Source organism: Dyella flava (assembly GCF_016904955.1).
Lineage (GTDB): Bacteria > Pseudomonadota > Gammaproteobacteria > Xanthomonadales > Rhodanobacteraceae > Dyella_B > Dyella_B flava.
Map to the genome: position 1 here is coordinate 1 of NZ_JADIKE010000032.1, position 21,230 is coordinate 21,230.

Annotated in this window: 17 protein-coding genes and 2 riboswitches; of the genes, 14 read left to right on the top strand and 3 right to left on the bottom strand. The window is 60.3% G+C overall.

Annotated elements, in window-relative coordinates; genetic code table 11:
• Nucleotides 1-195: 195 nt before the first annotated feature.
• Nucleotides 196-1,212, bottom strand: a complete 1,017-nt coding sequence (locus ISP19_RS07425) for a cysteine synthase A (protein ID WP_204680735.1) — start codon at nucleotides 1,210-1,212, stop codon at nucleotides 196-198.
• Between the two features lie 201 nt (nucleotides 1,213-1,413).
• A riboswitch (SAM riboswitch) is annotated at nucleotides 1,414-1,531 on the top strand.
• 84 nt (nucleotides 1,532-1,615) lie between these two features.
• Here ISP19_RS07425 and metX point away from each other — a divergent pair.
• From metX to ISP19_RS07440, 3 genes are read left to right on the top strand one after another with little or no spacing between them, the layout of a single operon-like run.
• Nucleotides 1,616-2,653 (top strand): homoserine O-succinyltransferase MetX, encoded by a 1,038-nt coding sequence (metX, locus tag ISP19_RS07430; RefSeq protein WP_204680736.1) that lies wholly within the window; start codon nucleotides 1,616-1,618, stop codon nucleotides 2,651-2,653.
• 3 nt (nucleotides 2,654-2,656) lie between these two features.
• Entirely contained in the window at nucleotides 2,657-3,865 is a 1,209-nt protein-coding gene (metB, locus tag ISP19_RS07435) for a cystathionine gamma-synthase (protein ID WP_204680737.1), read from the top strand.
• A complete protein-coding gene (locus ISP19_RS07440) occupies nucleotides 3,862-4,947 on the top strand; it encodes a homoserine dehydrogenase family protein (RefSeq protein ID WP_204680738.1) in 1,086 nt (361 codons plus the stop codon). Before metB ends, ISP19_RS07440 begins: the two co-directional genes overlap by 4 nt.
• A 16-nt stretch (nucleotides 4,948-4,963) precedes the next feature.
• Here ISP19_RS07440 and ISP19_RS07445 read toward each other — a convergent pair whose 3' ends face one another.
• Nucleotides 4,964-6,628 carry an APC family permease gene (locus tag ISP19_RS07445; RefSeq protein ID WP_204680739.1) on the bottom strand — a complete coding sequence of 555 codons (1,665 nt, stop codon included), beginning with the start codon at nucleotides 6,626-6,628 and terminating at the stop codon, nucleotides 4,964-4,966.
• Nucleotides 6,629-6,847: 219 nt separating this feature from the next.
• Here ISP19_RS07445 and metF point away from each other — a divergent pair, with 219 nt between their 5' ends.
• The 3 genes from metF to ISP19_RS07460 all read left to right on the top strand — a co-directional run bounded on the left by metF (nucleotide 6,848) and on the right by ISP19_RS07460 (nucleotide 9,367).
• Nucleotides 6,848-7,672 (top strand): methylenetetrahydrofolate reductase [NAD(P)H], encoded by an 825-nt coding sequence (gene metF / locus ISP19_RS07450; protein WP_204680740.1) that lies wholly within the window; start codon nucleotides 6,848-6,850, stop codon nucleotides 7,670-7,672.
• Between the two features lie 31 nt (nucleotides 7,673-7,703).
• Entirely contained in the window at nucleotides 7,704-8,279 is a 576-nt protein-coding gene (locus tag ISP19_RS07455; RefSeq protein WP_204680741.1) for a DUF4124 domain-containing protein, read from the top strand.
• A 170-nt stretch (nucleotides 8,280-8,449) separates the two neighbouring features.
• Nucleotides 8,450-9,367, top strand: coding sequence for a branched-chain amino acid transaminase (locus ISP19_RS07460; RefSeq protein ID WP_204680742.1), 918 nt, complete (start codon nucleotides 8,450-8,452; stop codon nucleotides 9,365-9,367).
• A 154-nt stretch (nucleotides 9,368-9,521) separates the two neighbouring features.
• Here ISP19_RS07460 and ahcY read toward each other — a convergent pair whose 3' ends face one another.
• Nucleotides 9,522-10,955, bottom strand: a complete 1,434-nt coding sequence (gene ahcY, locus ISP19_RS07465; protein ID WP_204680743.1) for an adenosylhomocysteinase — start codon at nucleotides 10,953-10,955, stop codon at nucleotides 9,522-9,524.
• Nucleotides 10,956-11,020: 65 nt separating this feature from the next.
• A riboswitch (S-adenosyl-L-homocysteine riboswitch) is annotated at nucleotides 11,021-11,100 on the bottom strand.
• Nucleotides 11,101-11,198: 98 nt separating this feature from the next.
• Here ahcY and ppc point away from each other — a divergent pair.
• The 8 genes from ppc (at nucleotide 11,199) to ISP19_RS07500 (ending at nucleotide 21,221) form a co-directional block, all read left to right on the top strand.
• Complete coding sequence (gene ppc / locus ISP19_RS07470; RefSeq protein WP_204680744.1) at nucleotides 11,199-13,919, top strand: phosphoenolpyruvate carboxylase; 2,721 nt, start codon at nucleotides 11,199-11,201, stop codon at nucleotides 13,917-13,919.
• A 75-nt stretch (nucleotides 13,920-13,994) separates the two neighbouring features.
• Nucleotides 13,995-14,618, top strand: a complete 624-nt coding sequence (locus tag ISP19_RS07475; RefSeq protein WP_204680745.1) for a TIGR00645 family protein — start codon at nucleotides 13,995-13,997, stop codon at nucleotides 14,616-14,618.
• A 420-nt stretch (nucleotides 14,619-15,038) separates the two neighbouring features.
• A complete protein-coding gene (locus ISP19_RS07480) occupies nucleotides 15,039-17,516 on the top strand; it encodes a type VI secretion system Vgr family protein (protein ID WP_204680746.1) in 2,478 nt (825 codons plus the stop codon).
• Between the two features lies 1 nt (nucleotide 17,517).
• Nucleotides 17,518-19,539, top strand: a complete 2,022-nt coding sequence (locus ISP19_RS07485; protein ID WP_204680747.1) for a T6SS effector phospholipase Tle3 domain-containing protein — start codon at nucleotides 17,518-17,520, stop codon at nucleotides 19,537-19,539.
• The gene (locus ISP19_RS07490; RefSeq protein ID WP_204680748.1) at nucleotides 19,536-20,246 is read left to right on the top strand and encodes a T6SS immunity protein Tli3 family protein; all 711 of its coding nucleotides are present in this window, start codon (nucleotides 19,536-19,538) and stop codon (nucleotides 20,244-20,246) included. The genes ISP19_RS07485 and ISP19_RS07490 overlap by 4 nt, the downstream gene beginning before the upstream one ends.
• The gene (locus tag ISP19_RS07495) at nucleotides 20,243-20,680 is read left to right on the top strand and encodes a T6SS immunity protein Tli3 family protein (protein WP_204680749.1); all 438 of its coding nucleotides are present in this window, start codon (nucleotides 20,243-20,245) and stop codon (nucleotides 20,678-20,680) included. Before ISP19_RS07490 ends, ISP19_RS07495 begins: the two co-directional genes overlap by 4 nt.
• Nucleotides 20,629-20,967, top strand: coding sequence for a T6SS immunity protein Tli3 family protein (locus tag ISP19_RS21625; RefSeq protein WP_425489215.1), 339 nt, complete (start codon nucleotides 20,629-20,631; stop codon nucleotides 20,965-20,967). The genes ISP19_RS07495 and ISP19_RS21625 overlap by 52 nt, the downstream gene beginning before the upstream one ends.
• The gene (locus ISP19_RS07500; RefSeq protein ID WP_204680750.1) at nucleotides 20,964-21,221 is read left to right on the top strand and encodes a PAAR domain-containing protein; all 258 of its coding nucleotides are present in this window, start codon (nucleotides 20,964-20,966) and stop codon (nucleotides 21,219-21,221) included. The genes ISP19_RS21625 and ISP19_RS07500 overlap by 4 nt, the downstream gene beginning before the upstream one ends.
• Nucleotides 21,222-21,230 lie beyond the last annotated feature (9 nt).

Genomic DNA, 21,230 nt, shown 5'->3' on the forward strand with positions numbered 1-21,230 from the left:
AGCTGCGCCGATGGTAGTGTGGACTTCCATGCAAGAGTAGGTCACCGCCAGGGGCTTTATCCTTAAAACGCCTTCCCTCACCGGAAGGCGTTTTGCTTTACCCCGACTCGCATCTCCTTCGGCGGCCTACGTGCGGCTGAAATTTGCAGCTGAAGCGATGTCACTTAAAGCACGGCATCGAAACCCGATCGAGCATCAATCCGGAAAGGCTTTGTCCAGCCACTCGGGGACAGGAATATTCTTCTCCCTGAGGAAGCGTGGATTGAATAGCTTTGCCTGATAGCGAGTTCCTGCGTCGCTGAGCACAGTGACAATCGTGTGCCCCGGTCCAAGCTCCCTGGCGAGTCGGATGGCGCCGGCAATATTCACGCCGCTTGATCCACCTACGCACCAGCCTTCCTCGCGGAGCAGCTCGTGCAACAGCGGAACGGACTCTTGATCCGGTATAGACCAGGCCAGATCGACGGGCGCATCCTGGAAATTCGCGGTGATGCGGCTGGAGCCGATCCCTTCGCTGATGGAGCTGCCTTCAGCCAGCAGCTCGCCATGATTGATGTAATTGGCTAGAGCTGAACCCGACGGATCAGAGAGGGCGATCTTTACGCCAGGCTTGCGCGCTTTCAGCGCCCGTCCAACCCCTGCAAGGGTTCCACCGGTGCCGGCGGAACAGACGAAGCCGTCCACTTGCCCACCGGTTTGTTCCCAGATTTCGATGGCAGTGGTTGCCTCGTGCCAATCGCGGTTGGCCGTATTGTCAAACTGGTTACCGAACCAGGCACTGCCGGGTTCGAGCTGGTTCAAGCTCTGGCCATAGGCTCGCGCGACGTGTACGTAATGCCTTGGGTCCTTGAACGGCACAGCTGGTACCAGGCGCACCTCTGCGCCAGCAATCCGTAACGCGTCGATCTTCTCCTGGCTCTGCGTCTCCGGCATGAAGATCACAGACCGGTAACCGCGACTCGCCCCGATCAGCGCGAGTCCTATGCCGGTATTCCCGGCGGTTCCTTCTACGATCGTACTGCCGGGGCGTAACAAACCCTTCTGCTCCGCGTCGCAGATGAGCCCCAGCGCCGTACGGTCCTTGATTGACCCTCCCGGATTGAGGAATTCGGCCTTACCCAATATCTGGCAGCCAGTCAGCGCGGAGGCGCGGCGCAGGCGCAGCAAGGGGGTATTTCCAACAGCGGCGGAAAGGTCGGATCTGATCGTCATGGGTGAAGTGTCATACGCCGGATTCAAACGTAGCGTGAGAGTAGCGTTGGCAGGGATGGCTTGCCAGTCGGGCTGTGCCTGGAGCCAAGTGATATGGTCATTTCACATATGCCAGAAAAACAGGCGTATTTTAAAGAATATCGACGTTTAGACGTCTATACGTCCATTGACGCTTAAAAAGACCGTGGGTATAGTCGTCCATACTCATCGAGACCGGCTGAGGGACAGGCCCTTTGAAGCCGGGGCAACCTGCAGGTTCAAACCTGCAACGGTGCCAACTCCTGCGGGGCGCCCCAAGGCGTCGACCGGAAGATGGGATGTCGTCAATCCATGCGTCAGCATGATTGATATGGCGGCAACTCCTCCATGGTTCTCCGCAGGGCGATGTATCCGGAGAACCAAGATGCCGCAGCTCGCCAATTCCTCTCTCGACGATTACCACACTGCCGTGGTCGTGCCTCTGCATTCGCGTTCTACGCTGGCCGAACAGCGCAGCAGCCGTCGGTTGAACCTGCAACCCAAATACGGCCTCGGCCTCAGCAAGGTCGACGTGCGCTATCAATGGACCGGCGCACCGGATGCTCCGACGGTGATCGTGCAGGGAGGGATTTCCGCAGATCGTCACGTTGCCGCTACAGACCAGGACAAGCCCGGTTGGTGGTCCGAATTGGTTGGCAATGGCCAAGCTATCGACCTGGCACATTGCCGTGTCCTGAGTATCGATTGGTTGATTCCCGCCGACTTTGAACAGAGCCCACGTGCGATTTCCAGCGAAGATCAGGCCGATGCGCTGGCTGCGCTGGTCGATGCGCTAGGCATTATGAGTGTGGCTGCGTTCGTGGGTTCCTCTTATGGCGCGATGGTTGCCCTCGCATTCGCTGCGCGCCATCCAAACAAGGTCGAAAAACTGGTCCTGTTGGCCGGAGCACATCGGGCGCACCCGATCTCAACCGCGCAGCGTGCCATCCAACGGCAAATCCTGCGCCTTGGACAGGCGACCGGTCAGATCGAGCAAGCGCTTTCGCTTGCACGTCAGCTTGCGATGACCACTTATCGCGGTAGTGAGGAATTTGCGCGCCGTTTTGTTGGCGCGCCGGACTATCGCGAAGGACGTTTTCACTTTCCGGTGGAGGATTATCTGGAACACGCCGGACAACGCTTTGTACAGCGCTTTGATCCGCAGCGTTTTCTCGCGCTGTCTGAATCCATTGATCTGCACGATGTGGCACCGGAAGAGATTCACGTGCCAGCCACACTGATCGGTTTTCCCTCCGATCGCCTTGTGCCGCTCGCTGACCTATGTGAATTGCAACGCCGACTGCGCGGTTCAACCACGTTGGAAGTGGTCGATTCGCCGTACGGACACGATGCATTTCTTAAAGAAGCCCAGCAATTGGCGCCGTTGTTGCGCCAAGCCATTTCCTGTCGTTGTGGAGCCTGAATCATGTGCGCTGATGTCGTAAACGGAACTGCTGCCAGCACTCGCGCCGTACGCGCGGGAATCGAATCGGATACGCAGCATGGCGCGGTCGTACCGCCACTGCATCTCTCCACCAACTATGCTTTTACCGGATTGGGTGGCAAGCGCGCGTACGACTATTCCCGTAGCGGCAATCCAACCCGCGACCTGCTCGGAAACGCGCTGGCTGAGCTGGAGCAGGGTGCCGGCGCCGTAGTAACGGCCAGTGGTATGGCCGCTGTCGCGCTGGCACTGGAATTGGTGCCGGCCGGCTCCACGGTTCTGGCCGCGCATGATTGCTATGGTGGCACCTGGCGCCTGCTCGATGCGTGGGCGAAGAAGGGGCGCTTCAAGGTCCGTTTCGTCGATCTAACCGACAACCATGTGTTGGCCGAAGGGCTGGCCAGCAAGCCCTCGTTGGTCTGGGTGGAAACGCCATCCAATCCCCTGCTGCGCATCACGGACATTCGTCATGTAGCGCACGCAGCTCATGCTGTCGGTGCGCTGGTGGTGGTCGACAATACGTTCCTTTCCCCAGCGTTGCAGCAACCGCTGGCATTGGGCGCGGATGTGGTGGTGCATTCGACCACCAAGTACATCAATGGCCACAGCGACGTGGTGGGAGGCGCAGTGGTGGCCCGTGATCCGGCCGTCGCCGAGCAGATCAAATGGTGGGGCAATTGCAATGGCCTTACCGGCGCACCGTTCGACAGTTTCCTGACCTTGCGCGGCCTTCGCACCTTGAACGTGCGTCTGCGCCAACATCAGGAAAATGCCGAGCGAATTGCCGCGTATCTCGATCGCCACACCGCCGTTCGCAAAATCTATTACCCCGGTCTCGATCATCACGCAGGGCATGCGCTCGCGGCGCGTCAGCAGCAGGGCTTTGGAGCGATGCTAAGCTTTGAGTTGCAAGGCGATGTTCCGCAAATAGAAGCCTTCGTCGACGGATTGCGTTACTTCTCATTGGCCGAATCGCTTGGTGGCGTGGAGAGCCTGATTGCTCACCCCGCCTCGATGACGCACGCGGCGATGGCTTCGGAAGCCCGGCGCGCTGCAGGCATCGCCGACACGCTGCTACGACTGTCGATCGGCATTGAGGACGGCGACGATCTGTTGAGGGACCTGGAGTCAGCCTTGCAGCGCGCGCAATCCGTTTCGGAAGCGGCGACGAAGCAACGGGTGACAGCATGAGTGCGGTATTGGCCGAGGAGCCTGTCAAAAAGGCCGCGCAGACGACAAAGGCTGAGATAGCCGTCGTGCTACTTGGCACAGGCGTGGTTGGCGGTGCTTTCCTCAAGTTGCTGTGCACGCCTGTAGCAAAGCGCCTGCATTTGGTGGGCGCGGCAAATTCGCGCAAGCAGCAGACTGATCCGGCACAGCTCGCTGCGCGCGACTTGCGTGAAAGGCTCAAACGCGAAGGCGGAGCTCGTGATGATGCTGCATTACTGTCAGCGCTGGATGTGCATCATGCCGGGTTGAAGGTCATTGTCGACGCGACCGCATCGAGCGAACTCGCGTCCCGCCACGCGGAGTGGCTTGCCCACGGCTACCACGTCGTGACGGCGAATAAATCGCTTGCCGGCGGCCAGCTTGCAGGTTGGCGTGCGTTGCAGGCCGCGCGTGCCGCGGGCGGGCGCTACGGTGATTCCGCGACGGTGGGCGCAGGTCTGCCGGTGCTCTCCACGCTGCGCCGTCTTAGCGATTGCGGTGACAGTTTGCTGACCCTGGAAGGCGTGTTTTCCGGCTCGCTGTCGTATCTGTTCAATCAGTACGATGGCAGTCGTCCATTCTCAGCGCTTTTGCGCGACGCCCGCGCACTGGGCTATACCGAGCCCGATCCACGCGCTGATCTATCCGGCGAGGATGTAGCGCGCAAACTGCTGATCCTCGCCCGTAATGCCGGCTTCGCCCTGGGTAGCGATGAGGTGGTGGTGGAAGGTCTTGTGCCAGAGCCGCTCCGTGACATTTCGTCCGAGGCGTTCTTGAATCGCCTGGAAGAACTCGACGAGCCTTTGGCAGCACTTCACGAGGCCGCTCGTGCGCGTGGTCAGGTGCTACGTTTTCTGGCCCGGCTCAATCAGCGCGGTCGGGCGCGTGTGGGTTTGACTGAAGTTCCGCTTACGCATCCGGCGGCACGTCTATATGGCACGGACAACCAATTTGCACTGACGACGACGCGCTATCACACGCAGCCGCTGGTTATCCAGGGTCCTGGAGCCGGACCGGAAGTAACCGCCCAGGCGCTGCTCGGCGATGTACTTGCACTCGGTTAGCGAACAGGACGCATCGTCAGCGGTGGCTGACGATGCGCTCGGCGGTTTCTTCATCCGGCGGCACGACCGGCTGATCCGGATGGAGATGGGCATTTTCACGTGCGGCTTCCACTGCCGGCGTGCGCCAGCCGGACTTTACGCCCCATAGATAGAACACCAGGCCAATCACGGCGACGACGACAAGGTCGATGCCGTAAGACAGGTAGCCTTGCCCGCCGAAGGTCGTGCTGCCTGCCCAGGACACGATGGCAATCGTCGGCAGATACACGATCAGCCACAGGGCACCGTTGAGCTGCCGCCGAAAGTCATGCCAGCCGGACTTCGCCTGGTAATAGAGATAGATCGGCAGGGCCACGACCATCAGCAAAATGATTTCGCCGGTGAGTGGCCACTTCGCCCAGTAGAGCAGCTCCGTTGCCATGACAAAGGCAACGCCGGCCAGCACGGGAAGACCTGCGACACGCAGCGGTCGGTACAGCTCCGTAGCAGTACGCCGCAGGGTCATCACGCTGACCGGGCCAGTCAGGTAGGAAATGATCGTTGCTACCGAGATCACCGCCGCCAGTGTGCCCCAGCCGCGGAAGAAGAACAGGAACAAGAAGGACACCGCGAGATTCAGCCACATCGCCGGGCGCGGCACGCCCCATTTGGGGTGGATCTGGCCGAGAAATTTCGGCAGCGTACCGTTGCGTTCCATGCCGTAGATCATCCGTGCCGTCGTGGCGGTATAGGTCATGCCGGTACCGCTCGGGCTGATGAACGCATCCACGTACAGCAGCATCGCCAGCCAGTGCAGGTTGACGATGATGGCCAGTTCGGCGAACGGCGAGCGGAAATCGATGCCGTGCCACCCCGCTTTCGCCAACATGTCCTGCGGCACCGCGCCGATATAGGCAACCTGCAAGATCACGTAGATCACCGTGGCAAGCAGGATCGAGCCGACCACCGCAAAAGGAATGCTCTTGCCCGGATTGCGAGCTTCGCCTGCAAGATTGACCGGACTCTGGAAGCCGTTGAAGCTGAACACAATGCCTGCCGTCGCGACCGCATTGAGCACGGCGGCAAAATCGATGGCGTGGCCGCCGCCGTGAATGCCGACGGAGAAATTTTCCGAATGAAAGCCACTGGCGACCAGGGCCAGGCCCGTTGCAGCCGGCACTACCAGTTTGAACACGGTGATAGTGGTATTGGAGCGCGCGAACAACTTCACGCTCCAAAAGTTGAGCAGGAAGTAGATGATTACCAGTACGGCGGCGATCATCAGGCCGGTATCGCTTAGCTCGCCCGGGCCGTTGGCGACGTGGTACAGGTCATGAGCCCATTGCCACGGCCAGGAGGCCATGTATTGCACCGATGCCTCGGCTTCTACGGGAATCACCGAAACGATGGCGATCCAGTTGGCCCAGGCGGCGATAAAGCCGACCAGTGAACCGTGCGAGTAATGACCGTAACGGACCATGCCCCCCGACTCGGGAAACATCGCGCCGAGCTCGGCATAGGTCAGCGCAATCGTCAGGATGATGGCTGCGCCCAGTACCCATGCCCAGATCGCCCCGGGACCGGCCAGGCCGGCCGCTTTCCATGCGCCGAACAGCCAGCCTGAGCCGATGATCGAGCCCAGCCCGGTGAGCATCAGGGCAAACGGCCCGACATCGCGGCGAATGGCGTTGGAAGAAGACATGCAGGCTCCTTGAAGGCGTACGGGCGGGCCAGCCATACCTCGATGGCATAAGCACACGATGATGACAGACCGGCGCGGCAGGTGTCAGCCGGCGAGTGCCGCTGATTTGCCTAGGCGGACGCCGCGTCTGCCGTGTGGGGTTTCGGAAGATGGTGATATATCGCTTTATCAAGAATAAGAGATATATACTGAGGCGATCCGCCGCCAAGGACCCGCACAATGCCGGCCATCAGCTTCGAATTCTTCCCGCCCAAGACCGACGAACAACGTGCCCAGCTTGATCGGGCAGCCAAGGAATTAAAGGCGCTCAAACCTGAATACGTCTCGGTGACCTTTGGCGCCGGCGGTTCCACCCTCAGCTACACCAGCGATGCGGTGGCGCACCTGCACCAGCAGCACGGGCTGGATGTGGCGCCGCATCTGTCTTGCATGGGCGGTACGCGCAAGGAAATTGCCGAATTGCTTGATGCCTATCGCGCAGCCGGTTACCGGCGCCTCGTGGCCTTGCGTGGCGACCTGCCATCGGGCATGGCCTCGCCGGGCGATTTCCGTTACGCCGCGGAACTGGTACGTTTCATTCGCGAGCACTGCGGCGACCATTTCCACATCGAAGTCGCGGCCTATCCGGAGATGCATCCGCAGGCCGAGGATGTCCAGGCCGATCTGCGGCACTTCAAAGCCAAGATCGAGGCGGGCGCGGATGGTGCCATCACTCAGTACTTCTTCAACCCGGATGCATATTTCCGCTTTGTTGATGACGTCCGTCGGTTGGGCGTGTCGGTGCCGGTGGTGCCGGGCGTCATGCCGATTTCCAATTACGCGCAGCTCAAACGCTTTTCCGACGCCTGCGGTGCAGAGATCCCTCGCTGGATTGCCAAGCGCATGCAGGCCTACTACGACGATGTCGATTCCATTCGTGCGATGGGCGCGGAAGTCGTCGCACAACTCTGCCGGCGCTTGCTGGAGGGGGGGGCGCCGGGACTGCATTTCTATACGCTGAACCGTGCGAAAGCGACCCGCGCCGTTATCGATCAGTTGAACTAAACACTTATCTGCATCGGGCTATGCTTGCCCGATGCGTTTGCGAGCACTGTCCCTTTTACTTCTACTGCCCATCACCGCGGCCGGGGCGCAGGGCGATATTCATCGCTGCGTGGGGGCAGATGGCCAGACGGTGTTTACCGATCGCATTTGTTCCGATGTGAACGCCCAGCCGGCGCTGCCGCCGGCCTCGGCGTCGACCGCTTCTGCGCCTGTCTTGGAAGGAACGGTCAAGTCGCCGCCAGCAGTGCTTTGCGCCGCGGATATGAAGCACCTCAAGCAAGCCGTGGTCGATGCCTTTGCCGCCCATAATCCCAACCGCCTGGCCGGATTGATGTTGTGGAACGGAGCAGGGCAACAGACCGTGGTGGCCAATATCCGTGCCTTTGCCCAGCTGATGGCCCGCCCGCTGGTCGATGTGGATACCGATGCCGATGCGTCAACTTATGACGATGAGGACGGTGACGCTTCCCACGCCGCGTCCAATGCGCCTGCGCATGGAGCGCTGGTGGTGCAAACCGAATCCGACGACGGTAGTGGCGAAAACGAGCAAGTCCGTTTCGACGTCATCCGGCACGCCGGTTGTCTTTGGCTGCGCCCGCAAGGTTAAGTGCCATTAGCGAGACGACGGCGTGGCCATAGGGCGAAGGTCATCGGCTCGCCTCGAATGCCCAAGATTTCCCTTGCGCCGTCCCGGCCGCTCGTCACGCTCCATCTGTGGCGTAACGGGCGCTCAAACCCCTCTGCGGTATCATAAGGAGTCCCCAACGGAGAATTCCCATGGCTCAGCAGTACCCCGAATGGATCTGGCAGAACGGCGAAATCAAGCCGTGGAAGGAAGCCACCGCACACGTAATGTCGCATGCGCTGCATTACGGCTCATCCGTTTTCGAGGGTATACGCAGCTATGTCACGCCTGAAGGCGCGGCGATTTTCCGCCTGACTGATCACCTCAAGCGGCTGTATCACTCGGCCAAGATCTACGACATGGTGTTGCCCTATTCGCAGGACGAACTGGCCACCGCATGTCGCGAAGTGATCCGCAAGAATGGTTTCAATGCTGCTTACCTGCGTCCGGTGGCTTATCGCGGCCTGGGCGGTTTCGGCCTTTCTGCGGAAACGCCGATCGACGTCGCCGTGGCGAGCTGGCCGATGGGGCCGTATCTTGGGCCGGAGGCTCTGGAAGTCGGCATCACGGCTTGCGTGTCGAGCTGGCAGCGCTTCGCGCCGAACACCATTCCGGCCGGCGCAAAGGCCGGTGGCAACTACCTCTCCGGTCAGTTGATTGCACGCGAAGCGCGCCGTCTTGGCTTTGGCGAAGGCATTGCTCTGGCGGCGAACGGTCTGCTTAGCGAAGGCGCCGGCGAAAACCTGTTCCTGGTGTTTGATGGTGTGTTGCACACCACGCCGGCCAGCGCATCGATTCTCAGTGGCATCACACGCGACACGCTGCGGGTGCTCGCACGCGAAGATGGCATCGAAGTCATTGAACGCGACATCCCGCGTGAATATCTCTATCTCGCCGATGAAATCCTGATGTGCGGCACGGCTGCCGAGATCACGCCGATCCGCGAAGTCGACGGCAAGCAGATCGGTAGCGGCAAGGCCGGACGTGTCACGCGTCGTCTGCAGGAGCTCTACTTCGGATTGTTCAACGGCAAGACCCAGGACAAGTGGGGCTGGCTGGAACCGGTGTGAAACAAACAGGAGTGAGTGGAGAGGAGTGAGGATTAAGAGAGGGTGTGTGCGAGCGGGTCGCTTTCTCTCTCTTCTTCGGTTCTCTTGCTCCTTGTATGCGAGGCAAGAAAAAAGGCGCGAATTTCGCGCCTTTTTTCGTTGCGTGCAACGCGGATCAGTAGCGATAGTGATCGGGCTTGTACGGACCTTCCACCGGTACGCCGATGTAAGCCGCCTGTTCCGGCGTCAGCTTGGTGAGTTTCACGCCGATCTGCTCAAGGTGCAGGCGTGCCACTTCCTCGTCCAGCTGCTTCGGCAGGCGATAGACCGTCTTCTCATACTTATCCTTGTTCGTCCACAGGTCGAGCTGGGCCAGGGTCTGGTTGGAGAAGCTGTTGGACATCACAAAGCTCGGATGGCCATGTGCGCAGCCCAGGTTCACCAGGCGGCCTTCCGCCAGCATGTAGATGCTGTGGCTGGTCTTGCTGAAGGTGTAACGATCCACCTGCGGCTTGATGTTCTCGCGCGTGACATCCTTGGCGGTGTTCAGGCGATCCATCTGGATCTCGTTGTCGAAGTGGCCGATGTTGCACACCAGCGCGTTGTTCTTCATCGCCGCCATGTGTTCCAGCGTGATGATGTCCTTGTTGCCGGTGGTGGTGACGTAGATGTCGCCAATGCCGAGCGTGTCTTCCACGGTGGTGACCTGGAAACCTTCCATCGCTGCCTGCAGGGCGTTGATCGGATCGATTTCGGTAACGATCACGCGCGCGCCGAAGCCCTTGAGCGAATGCGCGCAACCCTTGCCGACGTCACCGTAGCCGCACACCACGGCGACCTTGCCGGCCACCATCAGGTCGGTGGCGCGCTTGATGCCGTCGGCGAGCGATTCGCGGCAGCCATACAGGTTGTCGAACTTGCTCTTGGTCACCGAGTCGTTGACGTTGATCGCCGGCACCAGCAGCTTGCCCGCTTCCATCATCTGATAGAGGCGATGTACGCCGGTGGTGGTTTCTTCGGAAACGCCCTTCCAATCGGCGGCGACCTTCTTCCAGAAACCGGGACGCTCCTTCGCGGTGCGCTTGAGCAGATTCTTGATGACCTGCTCTTCATGGTTACTGCTGGGCGTGTTCACCCAGTTGTCGCCGTTTTCCATATCCACGCCCTTGTGGATCAGCAGGGTGGCATCGCCGCCGTCGTCGACGATCAGCTGCGGACCCAGCATGCCCGGGTGGGTGAGCATGTCCAGCGTGCAATCCCAATACTCTTCCAGCGTCTCGCCCTTCCATGCGAATACCGGAATGCCGGCGGCAGCGATGGCGGCGGCGCAGTCGTCCTGGGTGGAAAAAATGTTGCACGAAGCCCAACGCACCGAGGCGCCGAGTGCGCTGAGCGTTTCGATCAGCACCGCCGTTTCCTTGGTCATGTGCAGCGAGCCGGACAGGCGCACGCCCTTGAGCGGCTTGCTCGGCGCGTAGCGCGCGCGGATCTGCATCAGGCCAGGCATTTCCTCTTCGGCCATGCGGATACGGCGGCGGCCAAGCTCGGCCAGCGCAATATCACGGACCTTGTAATCGTGCGTGTTGGTGTCTTGAGTGACAGCGTTCATTCGGGATGTCTCCGAGTCTCATGGGGAAAATCCGGTCGTGATGACCAGATCGACGCGAGAACTTCGCGTCATGAGCGCCGTTGCAGTCGAAGCATCCACCGAGCCTGGCCGTGATCATGGCACGGTCGCAGCGCCCCTCGGCGAAGACGCCCATTCTAGCCTCAGAGCAGTGCTTATGACGACTTGGAAAGGGCGAAACCTTATAAATTGGTTAGTCTACGAAGCTCATCAAATGGAGGCCCCATGGAAGCCAGTCGCGACCCTGAATTCCTGCCCCACGACGGCCCGCTGCGCGAGGACGTACACCGCCTTGGCGCCATGGTGGGCCGCATGCTGGCCGAGCAGGGGGGCGATGGCTTCTATCAGCGCGTCGAGCAGGTGCGCACAGCCTCTATCCGCCGCCGCCGCGAGGGGCAGGCAGTAGATGATCTGGCCGATTCACTCGCTGGACTGGATGCCGAGGCGGCAGAAGCGCTGGCCCGCGCCTTCGCCACCTACTTCCAGGCGGTGAACACCGCCGAGCGCGTGCATCGCATCCGCCGCCGGCGCGATTACCAGCGCGAAGGCGACAAGCCGCAGCCGGAATCGCTGCTCGATGCGCTGCAGCGCCTGAAAGAGCAGGGTGTGAGCGCCGACGAACTGCTTCAGTGGCTGTACAAGCTCAAGGTGGAGCCGGTATTCACAGCCCATCCCACCGAAGCGATGCGCCGCTCCCTGCTCGAAAAGGAACAGGCCATCGTGCGCGCGCTGGTCGACAACTTTGATCCCACGCGCACACCACAGGAACGCAAGGAAGACGACGACCGCATCTTCATGGCCCTGTCCGCCGGTTGGCAGACGGCCGAAGCGTCGCCCATCCGTCCCAGTGTGCAGGACGAGCATCATCACGTCGGTTTCTATCTGGCCAATCCGATCTATCGCATCGTGCCGGCGCTTTATGAAGCGCTGGCCGATGCCCTGCAGGCCGTCTACGGCGTAGCGGTACCGCTACCACGCTTGCTCAGTTTCGCCACGTGGGTCGGTGGCGATATGGACGGCAATCCCAATGTAGGTGCCGAGACCATTGCCAGCAGCCTGGCGACGCAACGCGCGAATGTGCTTGAGCATTACATCGCCGATGTTGAAGGGCTCGCGCGCCTGTTGAGTCAGACCGACGATCGCATCGACTTCGACCCGGCCTTGTTGCAACGCCTTGAGCTGTACCGCGAACAATTTCCGCGTGCTGCCGCGACGATTCGCCCGCGTCACACCGATATGCCCTATCGCTGTCTGCTGGCCTTGATGAGCGCGCGCCTGGACGCCACGCTGGAAGAGGGGCATGCCGAAGGTTATGCATCCGCCGACGAATTGCTCGACGACTTGCTGTTGATCGTGCACGGCCTGATCGATCATCGGGGCCTTAATGCCGGTGCTTACGCCGTGCGTCGCCTGATTTGGCGTGTGCGTACCTTTGGTTTTCATCTGGCGCGACTGGATGTACGACAGGATTCGCGCGTGCATGACGACGCGTTGGGCGCTTTGCTCCACGACGAAACCTGGACACAACGCCAACCTGCCGAGCGCGTTGTCACACTGCGGCCTTATGCCAGTGGCGAGAAAACCCTGCAAAGGGTCGACGATGCGCAGGCAGAGTCCTTGCGCGCGGTATTTGCAACGCTGCAGGAATCCCATGCGCGCTATGGCAAGGACGCCATTGGCCTGTACATCATCAGCATGGCGCGTTCTGCTGCTGACGTATTGGCGGTGCTGGCGCTGGCCAGGCACGGCGGTTTTGTCGCTATGGATGGCAAGGGCGGCGGCTCTGTTCCACTGGATATCGCGCCGCTGTTCGAAACGGTCGATGATCTCAAGAATGCGCCCGACACGCTGCGCGCCTTGCTGGACGATCCGGTATATCGCGCTCATCTGCGTGCGCGCGATGATCGCCAGTGGGTCATGCTGGGCTATTCGGATAGCGGCAAGGATGGCGGCACGCTCGCCTCGCGCTGGGGTTTGCAGCGAGCACAGGTTGAATTGCTTGACGTGGCGCAGCAAGCCGGCATTCGTCTGGCCTTTTTCCATGGCCGTGGTGGGTCGGCCAGCCGTGGTGGCGCGCGCATTCTGCCGGCGTTGATGTCATCACCGCGCGGATCGGTCGCTGGTGTGCTGCGTGTAACCGAGCAGGGCGAAGTCATCCATCGCAAATACGGTATTCGTGCCTTGGCGCTGCGTAATCTCGAGCAGACGGTGAGCGCCGTGTTGCGCTCCAGTCTGCGCCCGCGTGAGGATGAGCCGCGCGAAGGGGATTGGCGTGAACATATGAACACGCTCGCCGCGGATAGCCGCCGCGCTTACCGCGAACTGGTCGATCGTGAGGGCTTCGTCGATTATTTTCGTACTGCCACACCCATCGATGTGATTGAGCAAATGGCGCTGGGCTCACGCCCGTCACGCCGGCGCAGCATGCGTGGCGTGGAAGATCTGCGTGCCATCCCGTGGGTATTTGCCTGGACCCAGTGCCGTTCCATCATTACGGGTTGGTACGGTTTGGGAACGGCACTCGAACACGCCGTCGCCAGACATGGCGAAGCGGTTCTGGTCGAGATGGCGCGCGATTGGTCGTTCTTCGCCAACCTGCTGGACGACGTGGAGATGGTGCTGGCCAAGTGCGATCTCGGCATCGCCGAGGCCTTTTCGAAATTGTCCGGCCCGCTGCACGGCACGTTTTTCCGCATGGTTAGCGAGGAATTCGAGCGCACCCGGCACTGGTTGCTGCGCTTGAAAGATAGCCAGGAACTGTTGCGTGACGATCCACGCTTGTCCCTGTCGATCCGGCTGCGCAATCCGTACGTGGATCCCATGAGCCTGCTGCAGGTGGACTTGTTGCGACGCTGGCGTGCGACTGATCGCAGCGACGATCAACTGCTACGCGCGCTGGTGGCGTGCGTCAACGGCGTGGCACAAGGTTTGCAGAATACAGGCTGAAATCCGGGGGCGGCGGCTTGCCTGGATTCTGGCGGAGCCGCTAGGCTGCGGGAAATAGCAAAGGAATCAGCGACCATGGACCAGCCCCAGCCACCCCGTCTCGGCCCGCTGCCGATCCTGATCTTCGGCTCGCGCTGGTTGCAATTGCCGCTATACGTCGGCTTGATCGTGGCGCAATGCGTTTACGTGTACCTGTTCGCCAAAGAGCTGTGGCATCTGATCCATGAAGCGCCGACGCTGGGCGAGCAGGAGATCATGCTGATCGTGCTTGGCCTGATCGATGTGGTGATGATCTCCAACTTGCTGATCATGGTGATCGTGGGTGGCTACGAAACCTTCGTATCGAGGCTCGGGCTGGAGAATCATCCGGATCAGCCGGAATGGCTGTCGCATGTGAATGCGTCAGTGTTGAAGGTGAAGCTGGCGATGGCGATCATCGGCATCTCTTCCATTCATCTGCTCAAGACATTTATCGCGGCCGGTGCATTGCAAGGCTTGCCGTTCTGTTCGCCGGATATGCTGGCGACCATAGCCCAGAATGATGGCAGCGGCGCCATGCTCAAATGCGCCACGCTGACGCCGACCGGCGTGATGTGGCAGACCATCATCCACGTGGTGTTTATTCTTTCGGCGATCGGCATCGCCTGGACGGATCGCCTGATGCATGCGCATGTCGAAAGTGCGGAGCGCGCGCATTGAATGTTCGCTGTTCGCGAACTGTCCTTTGATGGCGTTTCTTGTGCCGCCGCGTGCCAGGCGGCTGCGCGGCTTACCGAGCGCTCATGGAATTGCAACGCGATAGACGGATGCATTCAACGCGGGCGCATTCGTTCGCTTGGCCTCGGTAAGCAGATCGAGCGTTGTTAGCGCGAAAGTGCGCGCCACAGGCTGGGCGGTAGCAAAGGCTCTTCGGTTCGGCCACCGCCATGACGCTTTCCACTCGGCACCGTTGAGTAGGGCTCTTCGCTATTTTGTGTAGGCCTCTTCTGAAACGGCTCTTTTTGTGAGAGGGCCGATGAATATCGCGGCGTCATTGTGGATGAATTGGCGGCCAAGAATGGCCAGTATGCGGCGTTGACGCACCTCGGCCATCCGGCAACCACGAGGGAGAGCGTGAGCATGGCCGATAGCGCCGCCAGTACGACGTCAATTCCGGACCGGCTTGTCACCGGAAAGCAGTGTTACTTCGTCAAAGTCATGGGCAAGGCCAGGAACGACGCATCTTCCGTCGTGTCTTTCGAAGCGGTCGAGCGGATGGGCGAGCCCTATTGCATCACCGTTGAAGTCACCCATCCGGTCGAGCTGGAACGCGCCAACTATCTTGGCAAAGACGCTACCTTCAGCATGCAGCCACGCGATGGCGAGCCACGTGTGTTCAGCGGCTGCCTCACCCAGTTCAGCAACATCAAAAAAACCAAGGACGGGCACCACTACCGGTTTGTGATCGAGCCGCACGTCGCACGCCTGCGGCTTACCCGCAACAGCCGCGTGTTCCGGCAGAAAACCGCGCCGGAGATCATCGAGGCGATCCTGCGCCACCACGGTTTCAAGGCGTATCAGTTCGTCTTCAAGCTGCGCCGCGAGTATCCGCGGCATCGGTTTCGCCTGCAGTACCAGATCGACGACTGGTCGTATATCCGCGTGCTGATGGAGCAGGAAGGCCTTTACGGCTACACCGTGGCGGGCGAACACGGCGATGAGCTGGTTTTTGCCGATGACATCGATCACTACCTGGTCAAGCCCGGCATCATCGTGCCGTACCGCGAGAACTCGGGGCTGTCCACCGGCGACGTGGCCGTGCTGTCACTGCAAATGCATACGCGTACCGTGCCGCAATCCTTCCTGGTCGCCGACTACAATCCTGACACCGCACCGGTGCGTTCCAAGGCCGAGGCCAATGTCGCGCGCCAGGACACCACGACCTACGGCCAGTCCTACGTCTACGGCACCGGTCATGGGGATCAGGCGCAAGCCACCTGGGAAGCGCAGCTGCGGCATGAGGCGGCCATTGCCTGGCAAATCCAGTACGCCGGTGAAAGCACCGATCCGACCCTGCAGCCCGCGAGGGTGCTGCGCATGGATCTGGCGCTGCCGGATGCGCCGTACGGACAGCTGATGGTCGAAGTCGTGCACAGCGGTGCGCGCGATCGCGACTATCGCAACACCTACAAGGCCATTCCGTCCGACCGCCGTTTCCGCCTGCCGTTGCGTGAAGACCAGTGGCCCAAGATCGCCGGCAGCCTGACCGCCTGGGTCACCTCACCCGGCCAGTACAAATACGCCTACCTGACCAAGGAAGGCCATTACGTGGTGCGCTTGATGCTGGACTTCGCCGAATGGAACCCCGGCGGCGAATGCGTGCCGCTGCGACTGGCCAAGCCGTTTGCCGGCAAGTGGCAAACCGGCTTTCACATGCCCGCGCTGGACGGCGACGAGGCCATCATTGAATTTCATAACGGCAATCCAAACGCGCCCTACATCGCCGGATTCCATCACAACAGCCAGCACCCCGACCCGATCAACTCTCAGAACCGTTGGCTCTCGCGCAATGTCATCCGTACCCAAAGCAACAACAAGCTGCGCATGGAAGACTGGGAAGGGCAGGAGGGCGTCAAGCTTTCCACCGATCACTCGGGTAAAAGCCAGCTAAACCTCGGCTATCTGGTCGACAGCAAGCGCCAGCATCGCGGCAGCGGCCTGGAATTGCGTACCGACGCACAAGGCGCTGTGCGCGCGGGCGGTGGCGTGCTGGTATCGGCCGACAAGCAGGAGCGCGCCAGCGGCAAGCACACCGACATGACCGCCGCGCTCGACCAGATGGCGATGACGCTGGCGCTGGTCCAGAATCTGGCCGATGCCGCCCGGCTTGCCCACGCGGAAGTCGCCGACCTCAAAGCCGAAAACCAATGGCTGAAAGACAGTGTCGGGCATCTGAACCAGGCCGTCATCGCCCTGTCCGCACCCCACGGGATAGCCGCCGTCACACCTGATCGCGTGTCCGTGGCGGCCGGCAAGGACATGAACCTCTCCACGCGCGGCGGCTTCAACCTGAGTGCGATGAAAAGCATCGCGGTGGCCGCGGCCGATACGCTATCGCTGTTCGCGCACAAGCTGGGCATCAAGCTTCTTGCCGCACGCGGCAAGGTGCAGATACAGGCGCAGTCCGATGCGATGGAACTGATCGCCGACCAGAACATGCAGCTGACCAGCGCCAACGGCACGCTCACCGCCAACGCCGCCAACGGCGTGGTGATTCAGGGCGGCGGCAGTGCCTACATCAAGGTGCACGGCGACGACATCGAGCTGGGCGGCAACGGCAACCTCATCCTCAAGCTGGTCGAAGTGCAGAAATCCGGCCCCGCCGCGATGACCCTGCCGCAACCGAGATTCCCGCAGATCGATAGCCATCATGACGAAAAATTCATTCTCAGCGACCAGTTGACCGGCCACCCGCTCGCCCAGCGCCCTTATCGCATCCAGTTGCACAACGGGCAGATCGTGGAAGGGGAGACCAACGACAAGGGCGAAACCTCGCTGAGCAAGAGCGATGTGGCGCAGGGACTCACCCTGACGTTGCCCAAGCGCAAGGAGGCATGACATGAGCGACCACGGCGATACCAATGACACTCGCGGCACCGGCAACGCCGCCGATACCCCTGCCGACGATGCGGGTACCGTGCCGCCCCGCCACCGGCACGACGAACCCACGCGCGTGGTGCCGGCGCAAAGGGATGTGCACGGCAATCCCTATTGGACGTCTTACCAGACACCCAACAGCTACAAAGTGCGCGCCGAGGTGCAACTGCCACCGCATCTGCCGGGCATCATCATCTTTGTGCACGGGGTTAACTCGGAGGGGGAGTGGTATGACGATGCCGAGCAGGCGTTGTGTGATGGTTTGAATGATCGGTTGAATCGGACTGATCTAACGCCGAATGGGTATCTCACGAGTGATTCGAACGCAGAGCAAACCGTCGCCCGCCAGACAGACCCTAAAGTAGAAGGTCGATCGCCGGTCATCCGCTTTTATTGGGGTTACCGGGCGCCGGATGGCCAGGAAAAGAACTGGAGCATCCCGTTGCGCAACGAAGAAGGAGCCGACTGCTGGAACCCCCAGCGTGCAGAACACGCGGGTCCCTGGTATTGGGGCGGCGGTCCGTTCCAGAACGGCACCAACAACCTGTTGCAGTTGTGGAGCAAGGAGGGCATGAAGCAGCGCGTATTCGGTTTCTTCGACATCCAGTCGCTCAACGACCTATGGGATCGCGATCTTGAGAATGCACCGTCCCGGCAGTATTACGCGCACGCGGCGCATCGATTGGCGAAGCTGGTCGACCGGATTCGCGAGGAAAACCCGCGCGACACTGTGACCATCATGTCCCACAGCCAGGGCACCATGATTGCGATGGCGGCGACGCTCCTGTGTACCAGGCGTGCGCCGGATGCCGTGATCGTGATGAATTCGCCCTATGCCATGAAGGACCGGCTCATCGACAAGGTGACCTGCGGCGACCAGAGGCAGACCACGGCGGCCCGCGTGAACACGCTCAAGGCTGTCGCGGCGCGCCTCAAGCAAGACCAGAAAGTGTTCACCGAGAACGAACTCAAGCAGTTGCAATGCGGCGCAACGCAAGACAGGCATCTATGGCAGCCCAACACCATGTTGAAAAACGGGGTGCCGGAGCGCGACAACCATGGCCGGCTCTACGTCTACTTCAACCCGCATGACCGCGTCATGGGCACCAGCCCGCTGCAAAGCATCGGCTGGCAAGGCGTTGACGACAACGTGCTGGCGCAATTGGGCGATAACGTCAAGCAGCGCATGCTCGCGCGCGGCACCCCATGCGGTGACGAACCCGGGGTGCGGAAGTTCGGCACGCTGCCGCCGATCCCCGATCCCGCGCCTTCGGTTAAAGCCACGGATTTCTGGAACGGTAACGATGCCACGATGGGGAGTGATCTATGGACCGTGCCTAATGTCAACCAGATCGTGACCATCAACGCGGAAAAGGTGCCGGAGCCTATCACGGCACACTTTATGTCGCAGCCAGTGGAAATTCGCCAGTTTAGGCAAGCAGATGGCACCCCCAAGGATGTAGTGATGTATTTCGACCAATCGCGCAGCTCGCAATATTTATGGGGGGGCAGGGATAAGACGGGTAAGTATTACGAACCGAGCTTCCCCTATTTCGCGTCGGTCTATCAGCCGCGGTGGGTGTGGGATAACCGCATGTCTCCTTTTGCCGGGCGCACTACTCGCATGGAAACGGTAGACGAGTTGCACAAGCGACTCGAAAGCTACCAGCCGTGGCCCACCAACCACAGCACGCTCCCCAAGCATGCCAAGTTCATGCGTCAGGTGGTGGCCTACGATGTGCCGATCGGCTTTTGCGACAGCTACGAGTCGTTCGACTTTTGGCGGGAACTCATGGTATCCGCCGACTGGACCCAGCAAGGACGTGGCTTGAATACCTACTGTCAGGATACGTACTTTACCGCCTGCCAGCTCGATGTACCCGCCATTCCGCTAGAGATCGACCCCGAAACGGTTGAGGAAGCTGAGGAAAAGCAAGAGGCGGCAGAGCTGTCTCGACAGACATATGGCCGGGGTCTGCAATGACAGGTTATTCACTACGGATCATCCTGGGCGCATGGCTGCTTATGGCGATGATCGGCGGCTGCTCACCCGAGGAACCTAAATATTACGACAATAATACCTTGCGCGTTCCCGGTGTGCGCTGGGATGTGCCGCCGCAGGTGATCTATCGGATCGATGGTCATCGTTTTGTATCGCTGGAAGATTATCGAAAGTGTTACGGCGATGTCTTCTACAACGACACGCAGAAGCATCTTCACACCCATTTATTTGAGGATAGACCTACGAACTATCGTGGTCATCTGATCATCGATGATCCGAGCGGCATGAATATCGTCATTCCCACCGCAGATCCCGGGCCGTGCGACGACCACACGTGCGCGGTGCCCGCCATCTATTCCACCGACGGCGGCCAGACATTTACATGGATGTACTACATTGAAAGAAGTACCAACCCTCCAAGGGACTCGGAGGACTACACGATTGCCGTGACGAAAGATCGCTTCTACGTCAAGAAGCTGTGGGGTATACACGATCCGTCAGTAGGGGAATATCCGCTCTTGCCCGGGATTGATCTTACCAAGCCGTATCCGCCCGGTGTGCATGGCAGCGGTTTCGCGGAGTCAAAAAGACCGCATTTCCTGGATGGCCTGCGAACACCCTCGGGCCAGGATCGTTTCATCTGCGATGAATCGATTGAACCCTCCAATTGGCCGCAGAAAATGCCATGAAAAAGCCCGCCTGCTTAGGTGATTCCATCCTCATTCGGGTTGTGCCCATAGCAGGGCTATTCACCACCATGATCGGTGGCTGCACGCAAACATCGTCGTCATCCGCTGACGATGCAGTAGCGGCTCCCCGCCCGTACTGGAACGTACCTGCACAAGTGGTGTATCGGATCGATGATCGCCGCTTCCTCTCGCTGGAGAACTACGACCAGTGTTACGGCGATGTGTATTACAACGATACGCAAAAAAGCATCCATAACAAGCTGCTGCAAAGTGACCCTACCTATTTTCGCGGGCATATCATTAACGCCGATTCGTCCGGCGTGAATGTGGCCATTCCAACGGTCGAGCCTGGCCTTGTGGTGACCGGGGTTGCTCCGCGTCGATGGCCTACTCAACCGATAGCGGCCGGACCTTTCATTGGCTGGAATACATGACGCACAGCTTTGTCCCCACCAGGGACTCGGCGAGTTACACAATTGCCGTAACACAGGACAGCATCTATGTCGCTCATCAGTTCCAATATGACGCGTCAGTAGATAGATGTCCGCTTGTTGACGGCATCGATCTTTCGAAGCCTTACCCGCCAGGGTTGCACGATTCCGGCTTTTGGGCTTCGGAGAAGCCGGATTTTTTGGCGGGATTGAAAACCCCATCCGGTCAGGATCACTTCACCTGCGACGAGTCGATTCGGCCGTCCAATCTTCCTGGGAAAACACCATGAAAGTACCTGCTTGCCTAGGCGACCCCACCAGCCACGGTGGCAAGATCATCACGGCATCGTCGTCGTATGTGTTTCACAGCCGCAAGGCCGCGGTGCTGGACGATCTGGTGTCATGTCCGATCCACGGCGACAACCCCATCGTCGAGTCGGGCGATGGTTTCAGCGATGAGGGTCGCTCGCTGGTCGTCAGCGGTTGCCGCTCGCGTTGCGGCGCCGTCGTGTTGCCGGGCGATGCGGGGGTTACGATCCGATGAGGATGCAAT